Source organism: Aliivibrio sp. S3MY1, from assembly GCF_028765575.1.
Classification (GTDB): Bacteria; Pseudomonadota; Gammaproteobacteria; order Enterobacterales; family Vibrionaceae; genus Aliivibrio.
In genome coordinates this window covers 69,407-95,887 of sequence record NZ_JARACO010000003.1, presented here as the reverse complement: position 1 = coordinate 95,887, position 26,481 = coordinate 69,407, and the positions used below count along the sequence as shown (strand labels likewise).

General features: G+C 38.8%; 20 protein-coding genes. 12 read left to right on the top strand and 8 right to left on the bottom strand.

Annotation, left to right across the window (positions count from 1 at the left end):
• Position 1: 1 nt before the first annotated feature.
• From PVK62_RS03250 to topA, 4 genes are all read right to left on the bottom strand, one after another.
• Positions 2 to 475: a response regulator gene (locus PVK62_RS03250; protein WP_274443285.1), complete on the bottom strand. Its 474-nt coding sequence runs from the start codon at positions 473 to 475 to the stop codon at positions 2 to 4.
• Positions 462 to 1,802 carry an ATP-binding protein gene (locus tag PVK62_RS03245; protein ID WP_274443286.1) on the bottom strand — a complete coding sequence of 447 codons (1,341 nt, stop codon included), beginning with the start codon at positions 1,800 to 1,802 and terminating at the stop codon, positions 462 to 464. Before PVK62_RS03245 ends, PVK62_RS03250 begins: the two co-directional genes overlap by 14 nt.
• A gap of 3 nt (positions 1,803 to 1,805) precedes the next feature.
• Positions 1,806 to 3,224 carry an SLC13 family permease gene (locus tag PVK62_RS03240; protein ID WP_274443288.1) on the bottom strand — a complete coding sequence of 473 codons (1,419 nt, stop codon included), beginning with the start codon at positions 3,222 to 3,224 and terminating at the stop codon, positions 1,806 to 1,808.
• A gap of 188 nt (positions 3,225 to 3,412) precedes the next feature.
• Positions 3,413 to 6,055 (bottom strand): type I DNA topoisomerase, encoded by a 2,643-nt coding sequence (gene topA, locus PVK62_RS03235; protein WP_274443289.1) that lies wholly within the window; start codon positions 6,053 to 6,055, stop codon positions 3,413 to 3,415.
• A gap of 400 nt (positions 6,056 to 6,455) precedes the next feature.
• Here topA and PVK62_RS03230 point away from each other — a divergent pair, with 400 nt between their 5' ends.
• Entirely contained in the window at positions 6,456 to 6,701 is a 246-nt protein-coding gene (locus PVK62_RS03230; RefSeq protein WP_274443290.1) for a YciN family protein, read from the top strand.
• A gap of 73 nt (positions 6,702 to 6,774) precedes the next feature.
• Here PVK62_RS03230 and sohB read toward each other — a convergent pair whose 3' ends face one another.
• Positions 6,775 to 7,836 (bottom strand): protease SohB, encoded by a 1,062-nt coding sequence (gene sohB, locus PVK62_RS03225; protein ID WP_274443291.1) that lies wholly within the window; start codon positions 7,834 to 7,836, stop codon positions 6,775 to 6,777.
• Positions 7,837 to 8,000: 164 nt separating this feature from the next.
• On the opposite strand from sohB, the gene PVK62_RS03220 reads away from it, so the two are divergent.
• Entirely contained in the window at positions 8,001 to 8,741 is a 741-nt protein-coding gene (locus tag PVK62_RS03220) for a YciK family oxidoreductase (protein WP_274443292.1), read from the top strand.
• A gap of 96 nt (positions 8,742 to 8,837) precedes the next feature.
• Here PVK62_RS03220 and rluB read toward each other — a convergent pair whose 3' ends face one another.
• Positions 8,838 to 9,902 (bottom strand): 23S rRNA pseudouridine(2605) synthase RluB, encoded by a 1,065-nt coding sequence (gene rluB, locus PVK62_RS03215; protein WP_274443293.1) that lies wholly within the window; start codon positions 9,900 to 9,902, stop codon positions 8,838 to 8,840.
• Positions 9,903 to 10,174: 272 nt separating this feature from the next.
• Between rluB and PVK62_RS03210 the strand changes: the two genes are divergently transcribed.
• The 4 genes from PVK62_RS03210 (at position 10,175) to PVK62_RS03195 (ending at position 17,643) form a co-directional block, all read left to right on the top strand.
• Positions 10,175 to 11,377: an acyl-homoserine-lactone synthase gene (locus PVK62_RS03210; RefSeq protein ID WP_338000266.1), complete on the top strand. Its 1,203-nt coding sequence runs from the start codon at positions 10,175 to 10,177 to the stop codon at positions 11,375 to 11,377.
• Positions 11,378 to 11,386: 9 nt separating this feature from the next.
• Positions 11,387 to 13,843 carry a hybrid sensor histidine kinase/response regulator gene (locus tag PVK62_RS03205; RefSeq protein WP_274449336.1) on the top strand — a complete coding sequence of 819 codons (2,457 nt, stop codon included), beginning with the start codon at positions 11,387 to 11,389 and terminating at the stop codon, positions 13,841 to 13,843.
• 171 nt (positions 13,844 to 14,014) lie between these two features.
• Entirely contained in the window at positions 14,015 to 15,169 is a 1,155-nt protein-coding gene (locus tag PVK62_RS03200) for an acyl-homoserine-lactone synthase (protein WP_274443426.1), read from the top strand.
• Between the two features lie 17 nt (positions 15,170 to 15,186).
• Complete coding sequence (locus tag PVK62_RS03195) at positions 15,187 to 17,643, top strand: hybrid sensor histidine kinase/response regulator (protein ID WP_274449335.1); 2,457 nt, start codon at positions 15,187 to 15,189, stop codon at positions 17,641 to 17,643.
• 40 nt (positions 17,644 to 17,683) lie between these two features.
• Here the strand turns inward: PVK62_RS03195 and PVK62_RS03190 are convergent, their stop codons facing one another.
• Together PVK62_RS03190 and rnm are read right to left on the bottom strand one after the other, a co-directional pair.
• Entirely contained in the window at positions 17,684 to 18,304 is a 621-nt protein-coding gene (locus tag PVK62_RS03190; protein WP_274443298.1) for an L-threonylcarbamoyladenylate synthase, read from the bottom strand.
• Between the two features lie 46 nt (positions 18,305 to 18,350).
• Positions 18,351 to 19,196 carry an RNase RNM gene (rnm, locus tag PVK62_RS03185; protein ID WP_274443299.1) on the bottom strand — a complete coding sequence of 282 codons (846 nt, stop codon included), beginning with the start codon at positions 19,194 to 19,196 and terminating at the stop codon, positions 18,351 to 18,353.
• Positions 19,197 to 19,606: 410 nt separating this feature from the next.
• On the opposite strand from rnm, the gene PVK62_RS03180 reads away from it, so the two are divergent.
• From PVK62_RS03180 to trpA, 6 genes are read left to right on the top strand one after another with little or no spacing between them, the layout of a single operon-like run.
• Positions 19,607 to 21,193, top strand: coding sequence for an anthranilate synthase component 1 (locus tag PVK62_RS03180; protein WP_443111753.1), 1,587 nt, complete (start codon positions 19,607 to 19,609; stop codon positions 21,191 to 21,193).
• A complete protein-coding gene (locus PVK62_RS03175) occupies positions 21,193 to 21,801 on the top strand; it encodes an aminodeoxychorismate/anthranilate synthase component II (protein ID WP_274443302.1) in 609 nt (202 codons plus the stop codon). Before PVK62_RS03180 ends, PVK62_RS03175 begins: the two co-directional genes overlap by 1 nt.
• A gap of 10 nt (positions 21,802 to 21,811) precedes the next feature.
• Entirely contained in the window at positions 21,812 to 22,819 is a 1,008-nt protein-coding gene (gene trpD, locus PVK62_RS03170) for an anthranilate phosphoribosyltransferase (protein WP_274443303.1), read from the top strand.
• Between the two features lie 5 nt (positions 22,820 to 22,824).
• Entirely contained in the window at positions 22,825 to 24,237 is a 1,413-nt protein-coding gene (gene trpCF, locus PVK62_RS03165; RefSeq protein ID WP_274443304.1) for a bifunctional indole-3-glycerol-phosphate synthase TrpC/phosphoribosylanthranilate isomerase TrpF, read from the top strand.
• A gap of 10 nt (positions 24,238 to 24,247) precedes the next feature.
• The gene (gene trpB / locus PVK62_RS03160; RefSeq protein ID WP_274443305.1) at positions 24,248 to 25,438 is read left to right on the top strand and encodes a tryptophan synthase subunit beta; all 1,191 of its coding nucleotides are present in this window, start codon (positions 24,248 to 24,250) and stop codon (positions 25,436 to 25,438) included.
• Positions 25,438 to 26,244 carry a tryptophan synthase subunit alpha gene (trpA, locus tag PVK62_RS03155; protein ID WP_274443306.1) on the top strand — a complete coding sequence of 269 codons (807 nt, stop codon included), beginning with the start codon at positions 25,438 to 25,440 and terminating at the stop codon, positions 26,242 to 26,244. Before trpB ends, trpA begins: the two co-directional genes overlap by 1 nt.
• The last annotated feature ends 237 nt before the right edge of the window (positions 26,245 to 26,481 follow it).

Sequence of the window (26,481 nt, the reverse complement as noted above, 5' to 3'; positions counted from 1 at the left end):
GTTATCTTAAGCGGCTAAGAACAACTTGTTGATCCAAATGTTCTTGATAGTCAGTATATTCCAATCCTTTATCAAAAATATATTCCGTCACTAGACGAGTAACTAACGATCTTAATTCGTCCCCGTTCCATGGTTTTTCAATATAACTTTCAATACGCGCACGATTAATAGCGATAATTGTATCTTGATGAGTGGCTTGCCCTGTTAACAATACTTTTTTAGTTCTTAAGAAGCGATAATCCTGTGAAACATCAGTCAATAATTCAACTCCATTTTTTCCTGGCATTACGTGATCGGATAATACTAAAGCGATATATCCTCCTTCACTGTCTAGCTCATCCATCAAGTCTAACGCTTCACCCGCTGATTCACATTCCTCGATATTAATCCATGATTTAAGTGGCGTGAGATCTTGCAAAACGGCACTCAGCACTTCCCTTTGATCGTCTACACAAATCAGATTAAGCTTTTCCATGACCATCCTCGACTGGCAATTTAATTCTAAAAATAGTTTTCTCTTGGTTGCTCTTTACTGCAATTGAACCACCATACCCTGTAATAATACGTTTTACGATGGCTAGACCTAATCCTAAACCAAAAGAAAGTCCGCCCTTTTTGGTGGTAAAGTTCGGTTGGAATATTTTACGTCGAGTCACCTCATCTATCTCTGGACCATTATTCGCAATCGTCACTAAAACAAATCGGTCTGATACTCGAGTCGAAATTTCAATTTCAGGTGTTTGGGTTTTATCCATGGCATCGCTGGCATTTTTAATCACATTAGCCCACACCTGCACCAACTCCGTTGCTGATGCTTTTACCATTGGCATTACTGCTGGGCTCATATGCACAGAGACACGTCTCAAATCACTCTGTAATAAAACGAGCGCTTTATTAATGCTATCATTCACATCAAGAATTTCATCAGTATCTATATCCGTGCGACCAAGTTGCTTCACTGAACGAACAATACCAACAGAATGCCTTGCTGCCAATCTCATGTCATGTAGATCTCGACCGATATTCCAATAGCGTATGGCTTTTTCAGGAGCGCTTAACCAATACGTTGATAACTCTCCACTAGGTATCGCACGAGCTAATTCACGAGCGAGATCTCTTTCAAAGCCATAACGTTCTTCTATTTCACGTCCTCTTGTGCGAACGTCTGATGAGCTAATACTTTGACCATTCATCAAACCTTGATCAACAAAACTGCTCGCTTCTGGGTGTCTCTCTTCTAGTAACTCTAAAATAATAGATTGCAGCCGCTCTGTTTTACTACTTAAGACCCCAACCGCATTATTAAGCTCATGAGCAATACCCGCAGCCAGTTGACCAAGTGTGGTCATTTGCTCTGCAGAATAGAGTTTTTGCAGTGCTTTTTCTTTCTCTATCGATTCTTGCATCGCTCTGCGCTGACGACGAGAAAGTTCATTAACAATAATCGGCGTAAACTGCGCGGTAAGTGGCCCATAGCGCTCTAGCTCAACTGCCGTGGTTTTTGTATCTATCCACCCAAGTTCACTTTCTGTTTTACTCACTACAGTTGATGAAGCAATTAAGGTTTCAGAAAAAAAACTATGAACGCCGATGAATGCACCTTCAGAGGCACTAAATACCATAACTTGGCTTTCACTCTCTTCTTCTTGATAGAACCCTTCTAACTCACCAGAGCAAACATAGTATAGACGGTCATTGTCTGCACCCTGCTCTAAGATCGTTTCACCTGCAGGAATGACAATTCTTCGCTCTTCTTGACTGAAATAAGCATCAATCAAACGCTGCAATTTCTCTTGATTCATAGCCTATCCAATATGTCCAACAGTATGAAGGATCCATACCATAACAAAGCTTAATAGCACACCAACCACACCCAATATCACACCTGTTTTTGCCATTTGGCTACTTTCAACATTACCGGTAGCATGCGCCAATGCATTTGGTGGTGTACTGATTGGCAGCGACATGCCTAGAGAGGCTGCAAACGTAACTATTAATATTAAGGTTAGCTCACCACCTAATGGGGTCAATGACGTCATTGATGTACCTAACGCTGCCATGATCGGCATCAATAAGTTGGCCGTTGCTGTATGAGACATGAAGTTTGCCATGACTAAACATAAGAATGCCGCACCAAATAAAACCACATAAGGAGAATAAGCATCAAAAGGAATACTGTGAACCACTAACTTAGCCAAGCCTGTTTTGTCTAACGCTAAACCAAGTGCGATACCACCTGAAACTAACCACAGCACATCCCATGATATTTTCTTAAGATCTTCTTTGTTGATGATCCCAGTCAGAGAGAAAACCGCAACTGGAATTAGCGCAACAGTATATGAGTTCATGCCATGGCTTGATCCCATTAACCACAATAAGATCGTACCCGCAAACGTAATATAAACCGTGATTGCTTTGGGTGTTTTTAAGAACTTGCCTTTAATATCTAAGTTCATTGTGGTTTGTTTTGCTGGGTACAAATAGGTAATTAAAAACCAAGCAAGCGCCATCATCACGATAACAAATGGCACACCAAATACCATCCATTCACCGAATGTGATTAGGTTATCTCCAACAAGATACTTCAAGGCAATTGCATTTGGCGGGGTTCCGATTGGGGTTCCAATACCACCAATATTTGCGGCAATAGGAATACACAAAGCAAACGCAACTCGACCTGGGTCTTTAGGGCCAAATACGGCAATAACTGGCGTCAATATCGATAGCATCATCGCCGTTGTTGCCGTATTCGACATAAACATTGAGAAAATACCCGTTATCAACATTAAGCCAAGCATGACATATTTTGGATCGGTTCCGAACGGTTTAAGTAATACTCTGGCTAAGTTGACATCTAATCGATATTTTGTGGCCGCCATTGCTAAGAAAAAACCACCTAAAAACAGCATAATAATTGGGCTAGCAAAAGTGGCCATGATGTCACTGTAATTAAGTAGCTCACCAAATTGCGGTGATTCTTGATTAAGCTTAAACAAAATAAAGCCTTTATCAGAAACCATTAAGAGTTCGAGAACAATAATAACAACAGAAGTGGCATAAATAGGGATTGGCTCAAATACCCAGCACAAGGCTGCCAATAAAAAGATAGCAATCACACGCTGCTGAATTATTGTCATTCCTTCAAAAGGAAAAGCCGACAGAGGGAGTAATAAAATAATTAAAGGAATAACTGTTGGGATTAAATACTTCATGTATTGACGCATAACGCTACCGACTTCCATAGAACAGTAAAAATATATTTCCTTATTATGGTCTTAGTTGCTGTTCGGTATACCGTGTTAGATCAATGAATATAGTAAAATAATTAAAATTATGAAAGATTGTGATTTGGCGACATAAAAAAAGAGCCACATTCTTGCGGCTCTTTTTCGTTAACTACTTCTTAAAAAGATTATTTATCTTCTTTCTCAGCTTTTGGCTTTTTACGCTTATCGGTAATTGCCCATTTTCCATCAATGTATAAACCAGTCCAACCTGATGGCTTGCCATCACTTTCAGTACGAACATAGTTTTCTTTCGTTTTACGACTAAAACGAATCACTGCTGGCTTACCATCGGGATCGTGTGTTGGTGCTTCCGTTAAGTAAATAAACTTAGGAGACAGACGATCTTTAAAGCGAACCAGTTCTTCCACTAACGGAGCACGAGTTTCACGTGATTTAGGGAACGTACTTGCTGCCAAGAATAAGCCTGATGCGCCATCACGCAATACAAAGTATGCATCTGATTTTTCACATTCCAATTCAGGAAGATGAACAGGATCTTCTTTTGGTGGCGCAACTTCGCCATTTTTAAGGATCTTACGAGTGTTTTTACATGTCTCGCTCGTACAATCCATATATTTACCAAAACGACCGTTCTTAAGTTCCATATCTGAACCACATTTGTCACACTCGACAATCGGGCCATCATAGCCTTTAAGTTGGAACTCACCTTTCTCAACAATATAACCGTCACAGTTCGGGTTGTTACCACAAACATGCAGTTTACGATCTTGATCTATCAGGTAAGGGTCCATCGCCGTTTCACACTTAGGACAACGCTTCTTCGCACGCAATGCTGCGGTTTCTACGTCTTCTTCAAGAACATTAATAATGCCCTCTTCATTGCCTAAGTTAATGGTTGTCTTACAACGTTCTTTTGGTGGTAATGCGTAGCCTGAACAACCAAGGAATACTCCAGTTGATGCGGTACGAATACCCATATTGCGGTCACACGTCGGACATTTAATATCAGTTTCTACGATATTATTTGGTGACATGCCGCCTTCTGATTCATCAAGCTCAGCTTTAGCGATATCGTCTGTAAAATCTTGGAAGAAAGCGTTAAGCACATCTTTCCAATCTTTATCACCTTCTGCAATCTTATCTAAGTTGCCTTCCATACGAGCAGTAAAGTCGTAATCCATTAAATCATCAAACGACTGATTTAGACGGTCTGTTACGATCTCACCCATTTTCTCTGCATAAAAACGACGACTTTCAACACGAACATAACCACGGTCTTGAATGGTTGAGATGATTGATGCGTAAGTCGATGGACGACCAATGCCTTTTTTCTCAAGTTCTTTAACCAATGCAGCTTCTGTGAAACGCGCTGGTGGCTTAGTAAAGTGTTGTTTTGGATCAAGCTGTTCTAGTTTTAGCTTATCGCCAAGTTGAACTGCTGGTAATAATTGATCTTCATTCTTACCCATTGGACGTTGCACGCGAGTCCAACCATCAAACTTAAGGATACGACCTTTCGCTTTTAGGGTAAATTCATCCGCTTTTACGCTCAATGTCGTTGAATCGTATTGTGCTGGTGTCATTTGACACGACACAAATTGATTCCAAATTAGGTTGTAAAGTTTGTGTGCGTCCGCTTCCATACCTTGTAGGTCGTCTACTTTCACATCGACACTTGAAGGACGAATCGCTTCGTGAGCTTCTTGTGCGCCTTCTTTGCTTCCATAAATAATTGGTGCTGCTGGTAAATAGCTGTCGCCATACTCAGAACCAATAAACTCACGTAACGTCTCTACAGCTTCTTTACTTAAGTTAGTTGAATCAGTACGCATGTAGGTAATGTAACCGCCCTCATAGAGGCGCTGAGCTAGCATCATGGTCTTTTTCACACCGTAGCCTAAGCGAGTACTTGCCGCTTGCTGCAATGTTGAGGTAATAAATGGGGCAGATGGCTTACTTTTCGTTGGGCGATCTTCACGCTTACACACTTCATATTCTGCTTTTTCAAGAATACTTACTGCCGCTTCTGTATCCGCTTGCGTTAGTGGTTTAAATACAGACCCATTACGCTGCGCAACTTGTAGACGGAAGTTTTCTTTGCCCGCGGTTAACGTGTCTGCATGAATATCCCAGAACTCTTCAGGAATAAACGCATTAATTTCACGTTCACGTTCAACCAAGACCTTAACAGCAACCGATTGAACACGACCTGCAGATAAACCACGAGCCACTTTTTTCCATAGCAATGGTGATGCCATGAAACCAACAACACGGTCTAGGAAGCGTCGTGCTTGTTGAGCGTTTACACCTGGCATGCTTAGCTCGCCCGGAGTTTCAAACGCTTGCTGAATCGCATTTTTTGTAATTTCGTTAAAAACTACTCGTTTATAGCGTGAATCATCACCACCGATGATCTCGCGAAGGTGCCACGCAATAGCTTCCCCTTCACGGTCTAAATCGGTTGCGAGATAGATAGTGTCTGCATTTTCAGCCAGCTTTTGTAATTCAGCGACGACTTTTTCCTTGCCTGGCAAAATTTGATAATTAGCGGCCCAATCATTGTATGGGTCAATACCCATTTTATTGATCAGGTTCTTTTTGTCTCTTTCTTTCTTAATGCGTGCTTTATCTTCAACACTCATACCTTTGGTCGACGGTGCTGCTGCTTTTTTACCAGTGCTTGTCGAACCCATAGGCAAATCACGAACGTGACCTACACTGGATTTTACGATGAAGTCTTTGCCAAGGTATTTATTAATTGTTTTTGCTTTGGCTGGTGACTCCACGATAACTAGAGATTTACCCATAATGTCTCACTAACGTCCTCGTGCTGAAATAAAATGCTGTCGAAAATAATGATGTCCACAGCTATAAATTGAACTTTTATCTATATATTACTATTGAGGGAGGATGGCACTACGTCAACCACTTTTTTTACAATCGCTACTGAATGGTCGTAGTTTGGGCAGTTGTTAAATAGATGTAATTACAAATAACCCCATCATCAGAGTTCCCTTTTACAGGCCGACTCTATTATCACTTACTGACTAATAGCTCAAAACGTGAGCTCAATATCTTGCACTAGCTCACAATAAAATTGCCGTTCTCTCATTAATTTTTATTTTACTCGCCATAACTTACATTAATTGTATTTTTAATTCTTTATGCTTAGAATCCCTCTTTTATATAGCAAAAAATGAGTGAGATATGAGCCATAAAAAATCCATTTCTGAGGCTGATTTACTGTTAATCGCCAACCAAATCATTCAAGATCACGAAAACTACGTTGAAGGTATGCGAGCAACGAGTGTTGAAGAAAAAGAAGAGGTTTTAGTTTTTAAGGGTGAGTATTTCTTGTCTGACCAAGGCCTGCCAACGGAGAAGACAACCGCTGTATTTAATATGTTTAAACACCTTGCTCACCAATTATCAAAAGAGTTCAGCGTTAAGTAATTTTCGCTAATTACAAACAACAAAAAAAGGCTGAATAATTCAGCCTTTTTTAATATCAAAAACATCCGTGCAATTAAAGAATTGGACGTTGTCCTTTACTGATTAAACGCATAAATACATTTTCTGCAGACTGCCCTGCAATACCCGCAATTTTAGCGCCTAATTTTTTCTTCTGTACGTAATGAATCGCTAATACTTCACGATCCTTACATGCCTTAGTTAGGTAATCATCTGAGGTTTGAATCGCATCAATCAAGCCTAATTCTAGAGCCTGCTTTCCAAACCAATGCTCGCCAGTAGCCACTTTTTCAAGGTCTAATTCTGCACGGTGCTCATGGATGAAGTCTTTGAATAATACGTGAGTCTCTTCCAATTCTAATTGAAATTTCTCACGTGCCTTATCACTGTTTTCACCAAACATTGTTAAGGTACGCTTGTATTCACCAGCGGTCAGTTGTTCAAACTCAATATCATTCTTTTTCAGTAACTTACTAAAGTTTGGTAACTGTGCAACGACACCAATAGAACCAACAATCGCAAATGGCGCTGCAATAATTTTCTCGCCGATACATGCCATCATATAACCACCAGACGCGGCTACTTTATCGACTGAAATCGTTAGCGTAATATTAGCATCACGTAAACGATCTAATTGTGATGAAGCAAGGCCATAGCCGTGGACCATACCACCGCCACTTTCAAGGCGAACAAGAACTTCATCCCCCTCAACTGCGATAGCTAAGATAGCTGAAACTTCTTCACGAAGGCTTGCTACTTCTTTGGCATCAATACTGCCTTTAAAATCTAAAACAAATAAACGAGCATCACGTTTAAACTCTAAAGCACCAGATTTTGCAGCCTGCTTCACTTCCTTTTGTTTTTCTTTTTCGGCTTCTTTCGCCGCTTTTTTCTCTGCTTTTTCGCGTGCTTTTAACTCAGCATCATCAAACAAGTGATACTCTAATTCGGCAACCGTATTTTTATATTGTTCAGTTAAATTAGTAACCTCTAACTCACCTTTAGCACTTGCAGATTTACCACCTACCGCTTTAGCGACAACTAGAATGGCGATAATAGAAACAACCACTGTCGCTATCTTTGCCAAAAAGAGACCGTAATCAAACAAAAATTCCAATGTAATACCCTCTTAAGTACGTTTCGTGTATTGTACTCGACTTACCTCAAAGTTAATTCACCTTAAGATAATAAATCGCACTAAACGCGCATTTTTACACCAATTTATCACATTTATTTGTAAATATTTCTTAAGGTGGACGTAATAAAGACAAGGATGACAGAGTGGACTATCAGGTTTCAGCTGACGCATTAAAAAACAAAACAATTCTCGTTACTGGTGCAGGAGATGGCATTGGTAAACAAGCAGCACTACATTACGCTCAACATGGCGCTACCGTGATCCTTCTAGGGCGCACTGTCGCTAAATTAGAAGCGGTTTATGATGAAATTGAAACCGCGGGCTATCCAACCCCTGCCATTGTTCCTTTAGATCTAAAAGGCGCCACAAAACAACATTATGTTGATATGGCAGAAACAATACAGAGCCAATTCGGTAAATTAGATGGCTTACTACATAATGCCGGCCTTCTTGGTATGCTAAGTCCATTTGAGCAATTTGAAGAAGCTATCTTTGATGAAGTAATGCAAATCAACGTTAAAGCACAATTCTTAATGACTCAAGCTTTGCTCCCGGTATTACACCAGTCTGATGATGCTCGCATTATTTTTACGACTTCTACCGTTGGTCATCAAGGCCGTGCTTTTTGGGGGGCTTATGCTATCTCTAAATTTGCAACAGAAGGCATGATGCAAACATTGGCTCATGAAATGGAAGGCACTCAAATAAAAGTAAATGCTATTAATCCGGGCGGTACTCACACTCGTATGCGTGCACAAGCTTTCCCCGCTGAAGATATTAGCTTATTAAAAACACCTAAAGATCTAATGCCGCTATATGTTTATTTAATGGCCCCTGAAAGCCTTGACGTTAATGGTCAGTGTATTGATGCACAACCGAAATAGTTTCTGATATTGATAAAAAGAATAAAAAAGGGTTGAAACCATATGGCTTCAACCCTTTTTATTTGTTTGTTTTCTAAGTCAACTCAACAATTCAACTTAACGCTGTCTTGGTGCTGATTTAGGTGCTTTACCATTTGGAGAGAATTTACTTCTTATCGGTTTAGCACCTGGTGCAGGCTTCTTACCTTTAGCGCTTGGCTTACCAGCAGCAGGCTTAGCGTCGCCCGTTGAACTGCGTTTTGCAGAAGGCAATGAACCGCCCACAGGTTTCTTATTGTTGCGACCACGACGACCAGCAGGAACGTTACGCTCCTCTGTTGTACGCTCATCGTAACGCTTAACTGCACGACGGATCTTTTGAGATTTAGATTTAGCACGCTTACGTGATTCTTTATCTACATCTAAAAGACTTTCTTTTTCATGTGGTAGCTCAACCATTTCACGAAGGTAGTTAACATCCTTCAGTTCAAGCTCCATCCAACCACCACGAGGCAATGCTTTCTCTAGGAAAATATCACCGTAACGAACACGTTTTAGACGGCTAACGGTTACACCTTGAGAATCCCATAAACGACGTACTTCACGGTTACGACCTTCATTGATTACCACATAGAAAGTATGGTTCATACCTTCGCCGCCAGCGTACATTACGTCTTCAAAACGAGCTTCACCATCTTCTAGTTTTACACCAGAAACAAGGTTTTTAACCATTTTGTCGTTAACATCACCAAATACACGACACATGTATTCACGTTCAACTTTACGACTTGGGTGCATCAAACGGTTTGCTAGTTCACCATCAGTTGTAAATAACAGCAGACCAGCGGTGTTTGCATCTAGACGACCAACAGATACCCAACGAGAATCTTTGATTTTTGGTAAACGATCAAAAACGGTACGACGACCTTCTGGATCGTGGCGAGTACATAACTCACCTTCTGGTTTATGGTAAGCAAGAACACGACAGATTACTTCAGTAGACTCTTTTACCGATACAACATGGCCATCGATACGAATTCTCGCATCAACATTTTCTAGGCGGTCACCTAGCTTTGCAATCTGACCATCAACACTAACACGATTAGATTGAATCATCGTTTCTAATTCACGACGAGAACCAAGACCAGCTCGTGCTAATACTTTCTGTAATTTTTCGCTCATTTTTTACCTTATTATGTCGCCTTCACAGGCGTCAATTAACTTTTATTAATCAAGAAGATACCTAAATTAGATACCATTTCTCAATCACTTTAAAATTCGATGGAAGGTGATTATACAATAAGGTTGTGACGAATGGTAAAAAATTAAGCAAAAAATTATGACATTAAATGATTTTCCGTATGATGAAAAATGCTGAACGTATAACAGCATTTTATTAACACAAAAAGGAATTCAAATGAAAAAATTAAACCGTTTACTTCATACTTTATCTCGTGATCTTGAAAGTGGGGCCGCACAAAAAAAAACAGTGTGACTATTTTATAGAAATATTCGATTCATACTGTAATAAAACAGACAATCCCAACCTTCTGCAGCAGATCATAGAAAACAGAAAAATGTTTATTTCAAGTCAACTAGGTGAATCTAGTATAGGTAATTTAGCCGATTTATTTTCGACTCAAACGGCCAAAGATACCATAGGAAAACAAGCGAGCCCCACGCTACCCAAACACTATTTTCTTATTGAACAAATTGCTCTACGACTTTTTGGTTGCTTACTGTCCTGCTGGACTGAATTGGAAATATTCAGAACAATTAAAAACGCTGCGCTTTCCTTTTCACACTGTACTAATCATGCTCATCATAGTTACAATTCTCCCGTAATAAATGAACACTACCATTATGAAATAGTTGCAGATATTGCATTAGATACGCGACTATTTCATACTGCGTTTTGTGAGCAACCATTACGGCTTTCTGATGCTATTGTACTGATTAATATCGCCACATTTATTAAAGAGCATCAATGGTATGAAATGCTCGGCATGCTTAATATTTCATCAAAAGGTGAACACTTTATTTTATATCAGTTTAACGATAAAAGTGCCTACCCAAATATCATTTCTTCTGCCTTAATTAATTCACCTTCAACTTCTCGTAATTGGCTTTTTTTTGATGATTTTTTCCAAAGTCCAAAGTGGCAACCAATCCAGCAATCACATTCAATCTTCAATTTAAAATGCGCAACTAAAGTTTCAACGGCATTAAGTCAGTCTCAATTAATGAATAAATCATCATATGATATTGAAAAAGGTCTCTTTTCTTCTATTTTAGATCACTCAAAAGTATGCGAAGCGATTAGACTTACCGTTAGTGGAGATAAATCGAAAGCCAATTTTCACTTATATTTGGCACAAAAAGGGTTAGCAAATGCCTTAAAAGAGAGTGGTCGTGATATGGTTTTTACTATCATAGAGAAACCTGCGATGGTTTTGTTCTATCAATCTATCAATATTCATACACCAGAAGCAGCACCTTACCTTTTTACAAGTGCGCAAGATATCAATAAAAACGGGATTGTCACCTATAAAGGCATTTGGGTCCTAAATAATGCAACACTTGCTTTTAATCAATATAATTTTAAAGAGTATAATGTTAAGATTATTGAGTTAAGAAAACTATTACGAAACCATTGAGTTTTATAAATGCAACTAGCCTTACCTAAAGTTTATTTACTACTACTAACCAGTGCAACGGTATTGCTTTGGGTTGGCTTTTTTGTCCGTTCTCACTATAAAGAACGGACAAAGGTTAATACAAACATTTACTTTTCATACGTTCTTTATGCTGTATTTATCGTATTATGGATACTAAGCAATGCTTACTTTCAGTCGTCACTATTAGTCCGATTTACTGAAAACGTGGCAATAATAATGGCTATTATTGCCAATATTACCTCCTACCTTGCTTTTGCATTTGCCTTTTTATTCTCGTGTTATCTTTCATCTAACAGAGCAGATAAGCAACTATCTCCGTGGCAATTTTGGTTAACAACTACAGCAACGGTACTCGCATTTATACTAAATTTAACACCTAATCAGACTGTAACTGGTGTTGATATTGTAGCTCCAGGTAATTTTACCATTGAGTTCGGACCTTTCGCGCCTTTCTTTTTTGCTAATGCCTTTCTTTTTATTATTTTCACTATTTTTAATTTCATAAAATTAAGAAAAAGCAACATCAAACTCAACAAAGAAAAATCCATCTATTTATTGTTTGGTATTTTTATTTATATGTCATCAACAATCACATCTCAGATTATTATCCCAATAATCTGGAATGATTTTTCTTATACTTGGTTACCACCAACACTCTCAATCACAGAGGCTTTATTAATAGGGTATACCTTAGTTTGCCACCGTCTTTATAGCTTAAGGTATATTTCTTATTGGGCCTTATCCTATGTAATGAATGCCATTGTTTATTTAATACCTATAGCAGCACTCTATACTATGGACTTAACATTCAATTTATTATTAATCGGATTTGGTATCTCTATCGGCCTACTATGGAAACGTACGCTTAATAAAACAAAAATATTATCTAGCTTATTAATATATAAGAATAAAAAAACACCTGTAGAACAAATATTTGAGATTGCTGAAGAATTTAAATATTCGAGTAATGAGGCAATGAAAAAACTTGCTCTATTACTCAGCACGCCACAAGAAGATCTTCTACTTGTAGGGCAGAATGCAAATTATAATATTTTCATACCCCATCTTAACCAATCAAATTCAGCATTAGTAAAGGACGAATTAGACTACCAACTCCATTATGCATCTCAATATTCTCAAGCAGAACTTCATCAAGTCCAAAAAGAAATGGACTCAACAAAAACAGCATTAATTCTTCCTATTTTTGGAAAAAATAAACTTATCACGCATCTACTCATTTCATCGAATAAACGAGATGGTACTCCCTTTTCAAATGAAGAGATTACAGCAATTCAATGGGTATTAAGCAAAGTTCAAGGCTATATTGAAAGCGAGCGTAAAGTAAATCAATCTCAAGCATTAGCAAGCTCTATAGCTCATGAGATGCGAAACCCACTATCACAACTCCAATACCATTTTGAACGCATTGGCGCACATTCAAACGAAGCCGTTATCGATGCTGAATTGCAGCAAGGTAAACTAGCGATTCAACGCGGAGCTCAACTAATTGATGTTATTTTAAGTGAAAGTAAAGGTTCTGAAATCAATCAGGACTTATTTAAATATTACTCAATCTCAGCATTAACAAATCAATTTATAAATGAGTACGCTTTTGAATCAAAAGATATTCGTGACCGCATAAAAATCAACCTTAGTGATGATTTTACCATTAATGTTAATGACACGCTTTTTGGCTTCATTCTCTTTAATTTATTGCGCAATGCTATTCATTATTTTAAAAGTAGTGACAGCGAAATATCAATAAAACTAATTCAAGGAAATACTGTTAACTCCTTAGTTTTCAGAGATACCGGTCCAGGTATAGACTCAAAAATATTACCAAATATCTTTGATGATTTCTTTACTTACAATAAAGAGGGCGGCAGTGGTTTAGGGCTATCTTATTGTTTAAGAGCGATGAACTCTTTTGGAGGCAATATTTCTTGCTATTCACAGAAAGGAGAATTTACTGAATTCGTTCTTAGCTTTCCAAAAATTAAAAATAAAAATAGTTCAAATACCATTATTCATAGTAAAACTGACGTTACTTGCAAGGGAAATAAAACTCAAGAACAAAAAATAATAAGTAAGTCGATTAAAAACATTCTTATTGTTGATGACAAAAAAGTACAGAGAATGTTAATCCAAACATTTATTAAAAATGATAACGTTAATACCCTACAAGCTGAAAATGGTGCTCAGGCCATCGATATTGTTAATAATAATAACATTGACCTCATCCTTATGGACTCCCGTATGCCAATAATGAATGGACTCCAAGCAGCAAAAATAATAAAACAGACCCACCCATTAATTCCTATCATCGCCTTAACTGGTGAAGCAGATCATGATGAATTAAAGAAAATGTCAATCATTATGGATGACAACCTAACTAAACCTGTTTCTAAATCACAGCTAGTGCACATTTTAGAAAAATGGACCTGAGTATTGAAAATAAAAAGTAATCACATAATATGATTTCCCGTATGATAAAAATGCTGAATGTCTAACAGCAACTTTTATCATCAAAAGGAATCAAAATGAATACTTTACATCAATTATATACATCAATCACTTCTAGCCCTAATACTGAAATGATCCAAAAAAAACGACTCAATAGAACTCATCGAAGTCATTTATCAATACAGTAAAGAAATAGATAATCCACATATTTTTCAGGAGATAATCGAACATAGAAAAGAGACCATATTAGGCAAAATAGGTCACCGTTACTCTGGAAATCTCGCTTCTATATTTTCAACACCAGAAGCTAAAGAGTTGATAGCAAAATCCCCGTGTAAGCAACTTCCCGAACAATACTTTATTATTGAGCAGCTTTCCCAACGTATTTTTGGTTGTTTATTGATATGTTGGACAGAATTCGAAATATTTAGAACCATTCAAAACTCAAAGCACCCCTCCGATAACAAAAAACAAAAACAGACATACCCAACGGCTCAAGTCATAGATGATCATTACCATTATGAGATTATCAGTGATACAGCACTAGATACTCGCCTATTTCATACTGAATTTTGTGACCAACCACTGTTACTCTCTGATGCTATTGTTCTGATAAATATAGCCACTTTCATTAAAGAACATAAATGGTATGAAATGCTAAAGATCCTTAATATTTCGTCAAAAGGGGAACATTTTATCTTGTATCAATTTGATGACGAAAATGACTACCCTAACATTATTTCATCAGCGCTTATTGAACCTTATCATCAAAAGAAAAACTGGCTATTCTTCGATGATTTTTTTCAAAGTAACAAATGGGATAACATAGTAAATTCAACATATATTGACCAATTCTTTCCAGATCTAGCTTCCCAAAAAAACCAACCGCATGATTATTTTAATACCCTTTCTTGCTCTGAACTCGAAAATGCGATGTTTTCTTCTATAGTAGATAAAACACGTATGTGTGGTGTCATTCGCTTTACCGTCAACGGACCTAAAATAAAACTTAACTACCACCTGTATCTCGCACAAAAAGGATTAGCAAATGCCTTGTTCCTTTCAGGAAGGGATATGATTTTTTCTATTATAGAACAACCTGCAATGATACTGTTCTATCAAGAGATGAATAACATAGAAAGAGAGCATATGCCTTTTGTTTTTACTGGCTCCCAAGATATAAATAATTCAGGATTAGTCACATATAAAGGAATTTGTCTTACAAAAAATGCCCGTTATGTTTTCAACCGATATAATTTTAAAGAATATAATGTTAAAATTATCCAAAGAAGAAAATTATTAAAATAATGATGAGTTTGTTATAGATGTTAAGTGGCCTCCCAAAAGATAATTTATTACTGTTTATTGCCGTCTTTATCTTATTATGGGTGGCCTACTTTATTCGCTCTTTATTTAAAGATCGGATGGAAGTTGACCCTAAAATTTATCATCCATATATTGCCTATTCTATTTTTATCATTCTTTGGATTTTGACTAATTACTATTTTCAATCTAATCTATTAGTTACATTTACTGAGAGTACCGCGATAAAAGTAGCTCTACTTGCTAACTTAAGCTCATATTTTGCATTTAGTTTTGCCTTCTTATTTTCCTGTCGACTGGTATCAACAGAGAAAAACAAAAAATTAAAAACTTGGCACGTGATTCTTTTTTATGCAGAAACGACATTTGCTCTTACTATCAATCTAATACCAAACTTAACCGTTACTGGCGTTACTATTATTGACAAAGGACTTTTTACTATTCATTTCGGTCCATTTGCGACTCTATTTTTTCTTAATGCCTTCGTATTTATTGGCTTAATAATTTATAACTTTTCAAAATTAAGAAAAAGTAAAATAAAACTGAATAAAGAAAAATCGACTTACTTATTGTTTGGTATTTTAATCTTTATGTCTTCCACTATTATTTCTCAAATAATAATACCGACGGTATGGCACGACTTTTCATTTGCTTGGATACCACCCGTTCTTTCTGTCACAGAAGCCGTTTTAATTGGTTATACCTTACTTTATCATCGCTTATACAGCTTACGTTATATCTCTTTTTGGGTAGCATCCTATACGATGACCTTAATCGTCTTCCTTAGCCCTTTTCTGTATTTCTATAATAACCACCAAGAAAGCGGTTTATTCTATAGTAGTATTTTATTAATAATACTCACTGGTTTGTTTTGGAATAAAATACTTTCAAAAGCTAAAGTGCTCTCTAGCTTATTAATCTATAAAGATAAAAAAACACCGGTCGATAAAATATATGAAATAGCGGATGAATTTAAATATTCAACTCAACATGCTATCGAGAAATTGGCTTCTCTGCTTGGAACACCACAAGATGATCTGCTCTTAGTCGGTAAAAACACAAACTACAATATCTTCATACCACATTTGAACCGATCAAATTCGGCATTGGTGAAGGATGAGTTAGATTATCAAATTCATTATGCTCCAGAATCAAATCATTCTGAGCTGCATCAAATCCAAAAAGAGATGGATTCCCATAAAACAGCCTTAATACTGCCTGTTTTTGGAAAAAATAAGCTGATTTCTCATTTACTTATCTCTGCAAACAAACAAGATGGATCCACTTTTTCTAATGAAGAGATTACCGCTGTACAGTGGGTATTAACTAAAGTTCAAGGGTATATTGAAAATGAACGTAAAGTACGCCAGTCTCAAGCTCTTGCAAACTCTATCGCCCATGAGATGCGTAACCCTTTATCACAACTCCAGTACCACTTTGAACGTATTGGCGCGCATTCAAACGAAACAACGATCAAGAATGAATTACAAAAAGGCCAATTGGCGATCCAACGTGGCGCCCAACTCATTGATATCATTCTCAATGAAAGTAAAGGTTCAGAAATAAACCCACATTTATTTAACTATTATTCAATTTCAGAATTAACCAATCAGTTTATAAATGAATATGCTTTTGACTCAGAAAAGATTCGTAACCGTATTAACGTTAATCTAAGCGATGATTTCACCATACATGTTAACGATACTTTATTTGGTTTTATCCTCTTTAACTTATTACGTAACTCCATTCATTATTTTGATGACTCAGACTGTAAAATATCAATACAGTTAACTAAAGGGAATACAACCAATTCTTTAATCTTTAAGGATACTGGTCCTGGAATTGATGCAAATATATTACCAAATATCTTTGATGACTTTTTTACTCATAATAAGAAAGGAGGCACTGGTTTAGGGCTATCTTATTGCCTAAGAGTTATGCACTCCTTTGGTGGAAATATTGCCTGCTATTCAAAAAAAGGGGAATTTACTGAATTCGTTCTGAGTTTTCCTAAAGTTAGTAATGATAAACAGCCAATAATTCAGCCTCGACAAGTGCAGCAAGACATCACATTAGAAATGAATATTGCAAACAATAACTCGGAAAAAACAATACTGATTGTTGATGATAAAAAAGTACAACGAATGTTAATACAAACTTTCATTGCCAATGAGCATCTCACTATTATTCAAGCCGAAAACGGATCTGAAGCGGTTCAAATTGTGAGTAAAATCCATATTGACCTGATCTTCATGGATTCCCGAATGCCTGTGATGAATGGCGCTGAAGCGGCTGCAGCAATTAAAGCGACTCACCCATCCATTCCCATCATCGCTCTAACTGGTGAATCGAGTCATGAAGAGATAGTAAACATCACATCAGTAATGGATGATTATTTAACCAAACCAATAGTTAAACCACAATTACTGCACACTCTCGAAAAATGGATAAAAAAATAGCCAGACACTGCTGGCTATTTAAACACTCTGTTTTTTCTAATTATTGAAACGGAGTAGGATCACCGGCACCAATACGAACCACATTGATTTCATCATCACTAAAATCAACAACCGTTGTTGGTTGTTCACCTAAGTAACCACCATTCATAATCAAATCCACCGCATGCTCAAGTTGATCACGAATCGCTTCTGGATCAGACTCAGCCACCTCGTTACCCGGTAAGATTAAGGTTGTCGACATTAGCGGCTCCCCTAATGCTTCGAGCAGATCTAACGCAATTTTATTGTCCGGCACACGCATACCAATTGTCTTACGTTTTGGATTCATTAGACGGCGAGGGACTTCTTTAGTGCCTTTAAAGATAAATGTGTACGCACCTGGCGTATTATTTTTCAATAAACGGAAAACACTGTTATCAACACGAGCATAAATTGAAAGCTCAGACAGATCGCGGCATAACAACGTAAAGTTATGTTTATCGTCTAAACGACGGATCTGACAGATACGTTCTAATGCTTGTTTATTCTCAAGCTGGCAACCTAATGCATAGCCTGAATCGGTTGGATAAATAACCACCCCACCATCACGAATGATAGCAACCGCTTGGCTAATTAAGCGGGCTTGTGGATTATCTGGATGTACATAAAAAAATTGGCTCATTATTCCTCCTGCCTAGCAGGTCATTGTTATTATTTAAGGATTAAGCCTACTCAAATGTTGGTAAATCCCATTCTTGCCATACTGGAACTACCCCTTCAGGTAGCCATAAATTTCTTCCAAGCTCAGTCCAAGGGGACGGATAATGGAAATCTGAACCTTGTGACGCTTGTAATTCATAATCAATTGCATAGTTTGCTAGCACTCGTCGCTCTTGTACGCCTTGCTGAGGTAGAGCAACTTCCATTGCGTCCCCTTTTGCTTCAACAAAAGCAATTAATAGTCGTTTAATCCACTTTGCTGTTAAATTATAACGCCCAGGATGAGCTAATACTGCCGTTCCTCCCGCATTATGAATCACTTTAACGGCTTCTTCGATTGAGCACCAATCCGGTGGAACATACCCTATGTTATTGCGTGTTAAGAACTTTTTAAATACCGCTTGCATCGTTTTTGCGTGACCTTGGTCAACTAACCACTTGCCAAAATGCGCTCGTGTTAATGATCCGCCATTAGCAAGAGCCACCGCACCTTCAAATGCTCCCACATAACCGGCTTTCTCAAGACGCTCAGCCATTTTTCGTGCTCTTGAGTCTCTACGTTGCGCTTGTTCTTCTATCAATGCAATTAATTCAGGGTGATTAACGTCAACATTAAGGCCAACAACATGAATATCCTTGTTGCTCCATAATGTAGAAATTTCAATACCATCAATTAAATGCACTGGTAATGCTTTTTCTTTAATCGTTTGGTGAGCTTCTGCTAAGCCTGCAACGGTATCGTGATCGGTGATAGCAAGCACCTTCACATCAAAAGTAACCGCTCTTTCTACTAATTCAGCAGGAGACATACGTCCATCCGACGCAGTTGTGTGACTATGTAGGTCTATTTTCATAATAATTCTTGACTTCCATCTCGCGTACTAGTTTACTGGTACACAGTTAAACGCTTTCTCAATAAATAATTGATATTATCTTTGTTTTAATAGTAGGTACTTTATGTCACAGCTTAGCAAACAACAAGCATTCTTAAAAACTAGCGTGATGACTAAACGTTGGTGGCACTACTTCGGGTAGTGTTTTTGTGCTTAGTTAATTTGACATAAAAACCTTACCCGCCATCTAGCGGGTTTTTTTATGCCTTAAGCACGACCAATAAGTAAACTAATAATAGATGAAAATCTAAACAGTCAGTCATTCAGCCCTCACAAGTTTTAAGAAAAGAGTGGCAACAAAAGTGAAATATGCGACTATGAAAACTAATAAAAATTTAACATCAATTCAACGCATTAGCAGGGAGGCTGAAATGCAGTCAGTAATGTCCAATGATGGTCAACTAGAAGTGCTTTCCCTTGACGTTCCATACGTCTCTGATCCAACCCAACTTTATGCCACTCTATGTGAAAATAAAGAGATGAGTCTATTACTCGAAGGGGCTGAAGTTAATTCAAAACAAAATATCATAAGCTTAATGCTGATTGATGCGGCGGTACGAATTCATTGTTTTGATAAAGAAGTGACACTAGAAGCGTTAACAGCAAATGGAGAATCCTTATTACACTCCTTAGCTCAATCTATTCCTATTTCTCTTATTACCCTTTCTTCTAACTCCATACTGACATTACAGTTCCCAAATATTAATCAAGATCTGGATGAAGACAGTCGTTTACGTGAGCTTTCTTCTTTTGATGCTCTGCGTTTTATTCAGAATCACTTTGATGTAACTGGATTGCCCTCTAATGCGCTCTTTTTAGGTGGGCTATTTGCTTATGACTTAGTCGCGAATTTTGAAAACCTTGGTAATGCAGAAACAACCAATAAGTGTCCTGACTATGTGTTTTATGTTGCCGAATCACTTTTGGTCATCGATCACCAAACCGAGTCTTCGGTACTTCAGGGTTCACTGTTTAATGCTGGTGAGACCATCAAAACCAGTGTTTCTGCTCGACTTGCTGAAATTAAAGAATTTTGCTCAGAGCCACATACCGTGCCCAGCGCACCTACGCTAGAAAACTGTGACGCCATTCCAAGTGTGTCTGATGAAGATTTCTGTCAAACCGTATTAAATTTAAAAGAATTTGTAATTAAAGGTGATATTTTCCAAGTTGTTCCTTCTCGACGTTTTACTTTGCCATGCCCTGCTCCCTTAGCGGCTTATCGTGAACTCAAAATCGGCAATCCAAGCCCTTATATGTTTTATCTGCAAGATCGTGATTTCACCCTGTTTGGTGCATCGCCAGAATCTGCATTGAAATACGGCAAAGAAACCAACCAAGTTGAGATTTACCCAATTGCAGGTACTCGTCAGCGCGGAAAAAACAGCGATGGTTCTATTAACCATGATTTAGACAGCCGCATTGAATTAGAACTGCGCTGTGATACTAAAGAAAACGCAGAACACATGATGTTGGTTGACTTAGCTCGTAATGATGTGGCCCGTATTTCAGAAGCCGGCACTCGTTATGTGGCTGATTTATTAAAAGTAGACCGCTACAGTCATGTCATGCACCTTGTTTCTCGTGTGGTTGGTCAACTGCGTGGCGATCTTGATGCCCTTCATGCTTACCAAGCATGCATGAATATGGGGACATTAACTGGCGCACCAAAAATTCGTGCAATGCAGCTCATTCGTGATGTAGAAAAAACACGCCGAGGCACTTATGGTGGCGCGGTGGGTTATTTAACAGGCGATGGCAACATGGATACGTGTATTGTTATTCGCTCAGCCTATGTTGAAGATGGTATCGCTCAAGTTCAAGCCGGAGCTGGTGTGGTTTATGACTCAGAACCACAAGCTGAAGCGGATGAAACACGAGGTAAAGCCCAAGCGGTGATCTCTGCGATTCAAAAAGCGCACTTAGCTCAACCAACAAACATCAAGGAGAAAAACTAATGGCTCATATTGTATTGCTCGATAATTTCGACTCCTTTACTTATAACTTGGTTGATCAATTTCGCTCTCTTGGTTACCCAGTCACTATTTACCGAAATAGTTTGTCTGCAAGCGCTTTTGAAAAGGCGGTAAATAAACTAGAAAACCCCGTGGTTGTGTTATCTCCAGGGCCTGGCGCGCCATCCGAGGCAGGCTGTATGCCTGACGTCATTCAACGTTTAAAAGGCAAAGTACCTATGATTGGGATTTGTCTTGGCCACCAAGCGATTGTAGAAGCGTATGACGGGACAGTTGCCGGTGCGGGTGAAATCGTTCATGGTAAATCGGCGATGATGAGCCATAACCAACACGCAATTTTTAGTGGGTTACCAAATCCACTCTCTATTGCTCGTTACCACTCTTTAGTCGCAACAAAAGTGACAAAGCAACTCACTGTTACCGCAACTGTTAATGATTTAGTCATGGCAGTTATTCAGGAAGAAGATAAGGTGTGTGGATTCCAATTTCATCCTGAATCCATTTTAACGACGCAAGGCGCTGAGCTGCTAATTAATACATTAAACTGGGCTTTAAATTTAGATTCAAGCCATTCAGATAATAAAGAATAAGGATATTCTCATGACTCCAATTGAAGCCATCTTCACTAAATTGTATGACCAACATTCGCTTTCAGAAACAGAAAGCCAAGTTCTTTTTGATGCCATCATTAAAGGCGAGTTAGAGCCTATTCTACTTACCGCCGCCCTAACCTGTTTAAAAATCAAAGGGGAAACACCAAACGAAATTGCAGGCGCAGCAAAAGCCCTGCTTGATAATGCCAATGAATTCCCTCGCCCTGATTACGATTTCGCCGACATTGTTGGTACAGGTGGTGACGGTTCAAATACGATAAATATCTCCACCACTGCCGCATTTGTTGCTGCAGCATGTGGTCTTAAAATCGCAAAACACGGCAACCGTGGTGTATCAAGTAAATCAGGATCTTCAGACTTATTAGATTCATTTGGTATTAATTTAGCCATGTCAGCAAAAGACACACGAAAAGCAGTCGATGACTTAGGTGTTGCCTTCTTATTTGCACCTCATTATCACGGTGGGGTTCGACACGCGATGCCAATTCGTCAAACCATGAAAACACGTACCATTTTTAATATCCTTGGTCCATTAATCAATCCTGCTCGCCCAAATATTGAATTAATGGGGGTATACGATGAGTCTCTGGTTCGCCCTATCGCAGAAACCATGGTGAATATGGGAATGAAACGCGCAGCCGTTGTCTTTGGGTCAGGTTTAGATGAAGTCGCGATTCATGGCCCAACCACCGTCGCTGAAATTATTGATGGTAAAATCAAAGAATACACATTAACGCCTGAAGATTTTGGTTTAGACACTTATCCGCTTGACGAAATTAAAGGCGGAGAGCCAGAAGAAAACAGAGCGATTATTACCGATATTCTGACTGGTAAAGGAACCGACGCTCAATTAGGTGCCATTGCGGTTAACGTTTCACTATTAATGCGCCTGTTTGGTCATGAAGATTTAAAAGCCAATGCACAAAAAGCCATTGATGCGATGAACTCAGGTAAAGCATTTGAGCTAGTTCAACAACTGGCGGCACGAGGATAAGAAAGATGACACACCAATTGTCTGAGCACATCTCAGTAGAAAACACCCAAATGGCCGAAGTGCTAGTAAAAATTGTCAAAGATAAAGCGATTTGGATAAATGAGCGCAAAGAAACACAGCCTCTTGATACCTTTAAGAATAGCCTAACCAACTCTGATCGCCGTTTTTACCAAGCCTTAAAAACAGGCAAAACCGAATTTATTCTGGAATGCAAAAAAGCATCGCCATCAAAAGGCTTAATTCGCCAAGATTTTGATCTTAAATACATTGCTTCAGTCTACAACAAGCACGCCAGTGTAATTTCTGTGTTAACGGACGAAAAATATTTTCAAGGCAGTTTTGATTTCTTACCCATTATTCGTGACCAAGTTAATCAGCCTATTCTATGCAAAGATTTTATGATTGATGCATACCAAGTCTATTTAGCTCGCCATTACGGTGCCGATGCGATTCTACTCATGCTTTCTGTGCTTAACGATGAAGAGTACAAAGCGCTTGCAGAAATCGCTCATTCATTTGGCATGGGGGTACTCACTGAAGTCAGTAATCAAGAAGAGTTACACCGAGCGGTCGCATTAAAAGCGCAAGTGATCGGCATTAACAACCGTAATCTACGTGATTTATCCACCGATTTGAACCGCACTAAAGAGCTTGCCCCACTGCTGCCAAAAGGCACAACCATTATTTCTGAGTCTGGTATCTATAACCATCAGCAAGTAAAAGATCTAGCAAAACACGCTACAGGCTTTTTAATTGGTAGTTCATTAATGGCAGAAGACAATCTAGAGCTTGCGGCGCGTAAAGTTATTTTGGGTGAAAACAAGGTGTGTGGCTTAACCTCTATTGAAGATGCAAAAGCAGTCTATGATTCAGGAGCCGTATACGGGGGATTAATCTTTGTAGAGAAATCCCCTCGTTATGTATCAGTAGAAATGGCGAAAACAATTACTCAAGCGACAAAATTGAATTACGTTGGTGTGTTTCAAAATGGCAGCATAGAAAATGTAGCAAAGATAGCGAATGAGCTTTCTCTTGCGGTAATTCAGCTACATGGGTCTGAAAGCGAAGACTACATTGCAGAGCTAAAACAACTGCTACCAGCGGGTTGCCAAGTGTGGAATGTTATTTCTGTGTCAGATGAGGCACAAAGCATTTCCCTTGCTCAAAGCCTTGCTGATAAGGTATTGGTAGATTGCAAAGTTGGCTCACAAGAAGGCGGAACTGGCGTTAGTTTTGATTGGAGCAAACTGCCACATAACGACATTATGTTAGCTGGTGGCTTATCACTAGAAAATACCAAACAAGCTGCGCAACTTGGCTGCTACGGGTTAGATTTCAACTCTGGGGTCGAATCGGCACCTGGTAAAAAAGATCACAAAAAATTACGCGCCGTATTTAGCGCATTACGAGATTATTAAGGAAAATATCATGGCAAAATTAGATGCCTACTTCGGTGAATATGGTGGTCAATACGTTCCACAAATTTTAGTACCTGCATTGGACCAACTTGAGCAAGCGTTTATTGATGCACAAGCAGATGACGATTTCCGCGCTGAGTTTATGACGTTACTGCAAGAATACGCAGGCCGTCCTACCGCACTTACGCTTTGTCGTAACCTAACCAAGGGCACTAAAACGAAACTGTACCTAAAGCGTGAAGATTTACTGCACGGCGGCGCTCACAAGACCAACCAAGTATTAGGTCAAGCACTACTTGCAAAACGCATGGGTAAAGAAGAGATCATTGCTGAAACGGGAGCAGGTCAACACGGCGTTGCAACTGCGCTTGCTTGTGCTCTGCTTGGCTTAAAGTGTCGTGTTTACATGGGCGCTAAAGATATTGAACGTCAAAGCCCAAATGTATTCCGAATGGAGTTAATGGGTGCAACAGTGATCCCTGTTCATTCAGGTTCATCAACGCTAAAAGATGCGTGTAATGAAGCACTACGTGACTGGTCTGCAACTTATGAAACTGCGCATTACCTATTAGGGACAGCCGCGGGCCCTCACCCATTCCCAACCATTGTTCGTGATTTCCAACGAATGATTGGCGAAGAAACAAAAATGCAGATCCTTGCTCGTGAAGGCCGTCTTCCTGATGCGGTGATTGCTTGTGTAGGTGGCGGTTCAAACGCGATTGGTATGTTTGCTGATTTCATTGAAGAAGAAGATGTGAAATTAATTGGTGTAGAACCCGCAGGTAAAGGCATTGATACCGACCAACATGGCGCGCCACTTAAGCATGGTAAAACGGGTATCTTCTTTGGTATGAAAGCACCATTGATGCAAGATGAACATGGTCAAATTGAAGAATCTTACTCTGTATCTGCTGGGCTTGATTTCCCATCGGTTGGTCCACAACACGCGCATTTAAATGCCATTGGTCGTGCTGAATATGGATCCGTTACCGATGATGAAGCACTAGAAGCATTCCAAACCTTAGCAAAAGGCGAAGGGATTATTCCTGCATTAGAATCGTCTCACGCTCTGGCTTATGCACTTCAATTAGCGCATGCTGAACCAGAAAAAGAACAGTTGTTAGTTGTTAACCTATCAGGCCGTGGTGACAAAGACATCTTCACTGTTCATGACATTCTAAAAGAAAAGGGAGAGATCTAATGGATCGTTATCAAGACCTATTTGCTAAATTAGCAGACAAAAACCAAGGTGCCTTTGTTCCTTTTGTAACCATTGGCGATCCAAACCCAGAGCTTTCTTATCAGATCATGGAAACCTTAATTGAATCAGGGGCAGATGCACTTGAATTGGGCATTCCATTTTCAGATCCCTTAGCGGATGGCCCCACTATTCAAGGCGCAAACATTCGCGCGCTAGACAGCAAAACAACGCCAACAATTTGTTTTGAATTGATCTCAAAAATCCGCGCTAAATACCCTGAAACGCCAATTGGCCTATTGGTTTACGCTAACCTTGTGTTCGCAAATGGCATTGATACTTTCTATGCTAAATGCCAACAAGCCGGTGTGGATTCAGTACTAATTGCAGATGTACCAACCAATGAATCTGAAGAATTTAGAGCAAATGCACTTAAGCATAATGTTCATCCAATCTTCATCGCTCCACCATCAGCATCAGATGAAACGTTAGAAACCGTTGCTAAATTAGGTGGCGGCTACACTTACCTTCTTTCTCGTGCAGGTGTTACTGGCGCAGAAACCAAAGCAGGTATGCCTGTTGCTCAACTATTAGAGCGCTTAAACCAATTTGATGCACCACCTGCTATCCTAGGTTTTGGTATTTCAGAGCCAGCACAAGTTGAAGAAGCGATTAAAGCGGGCGCAGCAGGGGCTATTTCTGGCTCTGCGACCGTAAGGCTCATTGAACAACATCAAAATAATCCAGCCGCTTTACTTGAAGCGCTTTCATCATTTACTTCATCGATGAAAGCTGCAACACAAAAGTAACATTTAACATATTACCCCACCCCAAAAGAGCTCATCACGAGCTCTTTTTTATCCCTCCCTTTTTCTGTTCGCTTTATTACGTTAAATATTAATTAAGGGTCTACTTATCCAATAAGTAATAACAACCATCACTGCGCACAAAAAAGAAACAAACACCCTACATAAAACCACATAAGTTGAGATCTATTTGATAAAACTGTTGATAGATGTAAATATTACGTGTAAAACAACCTCCAA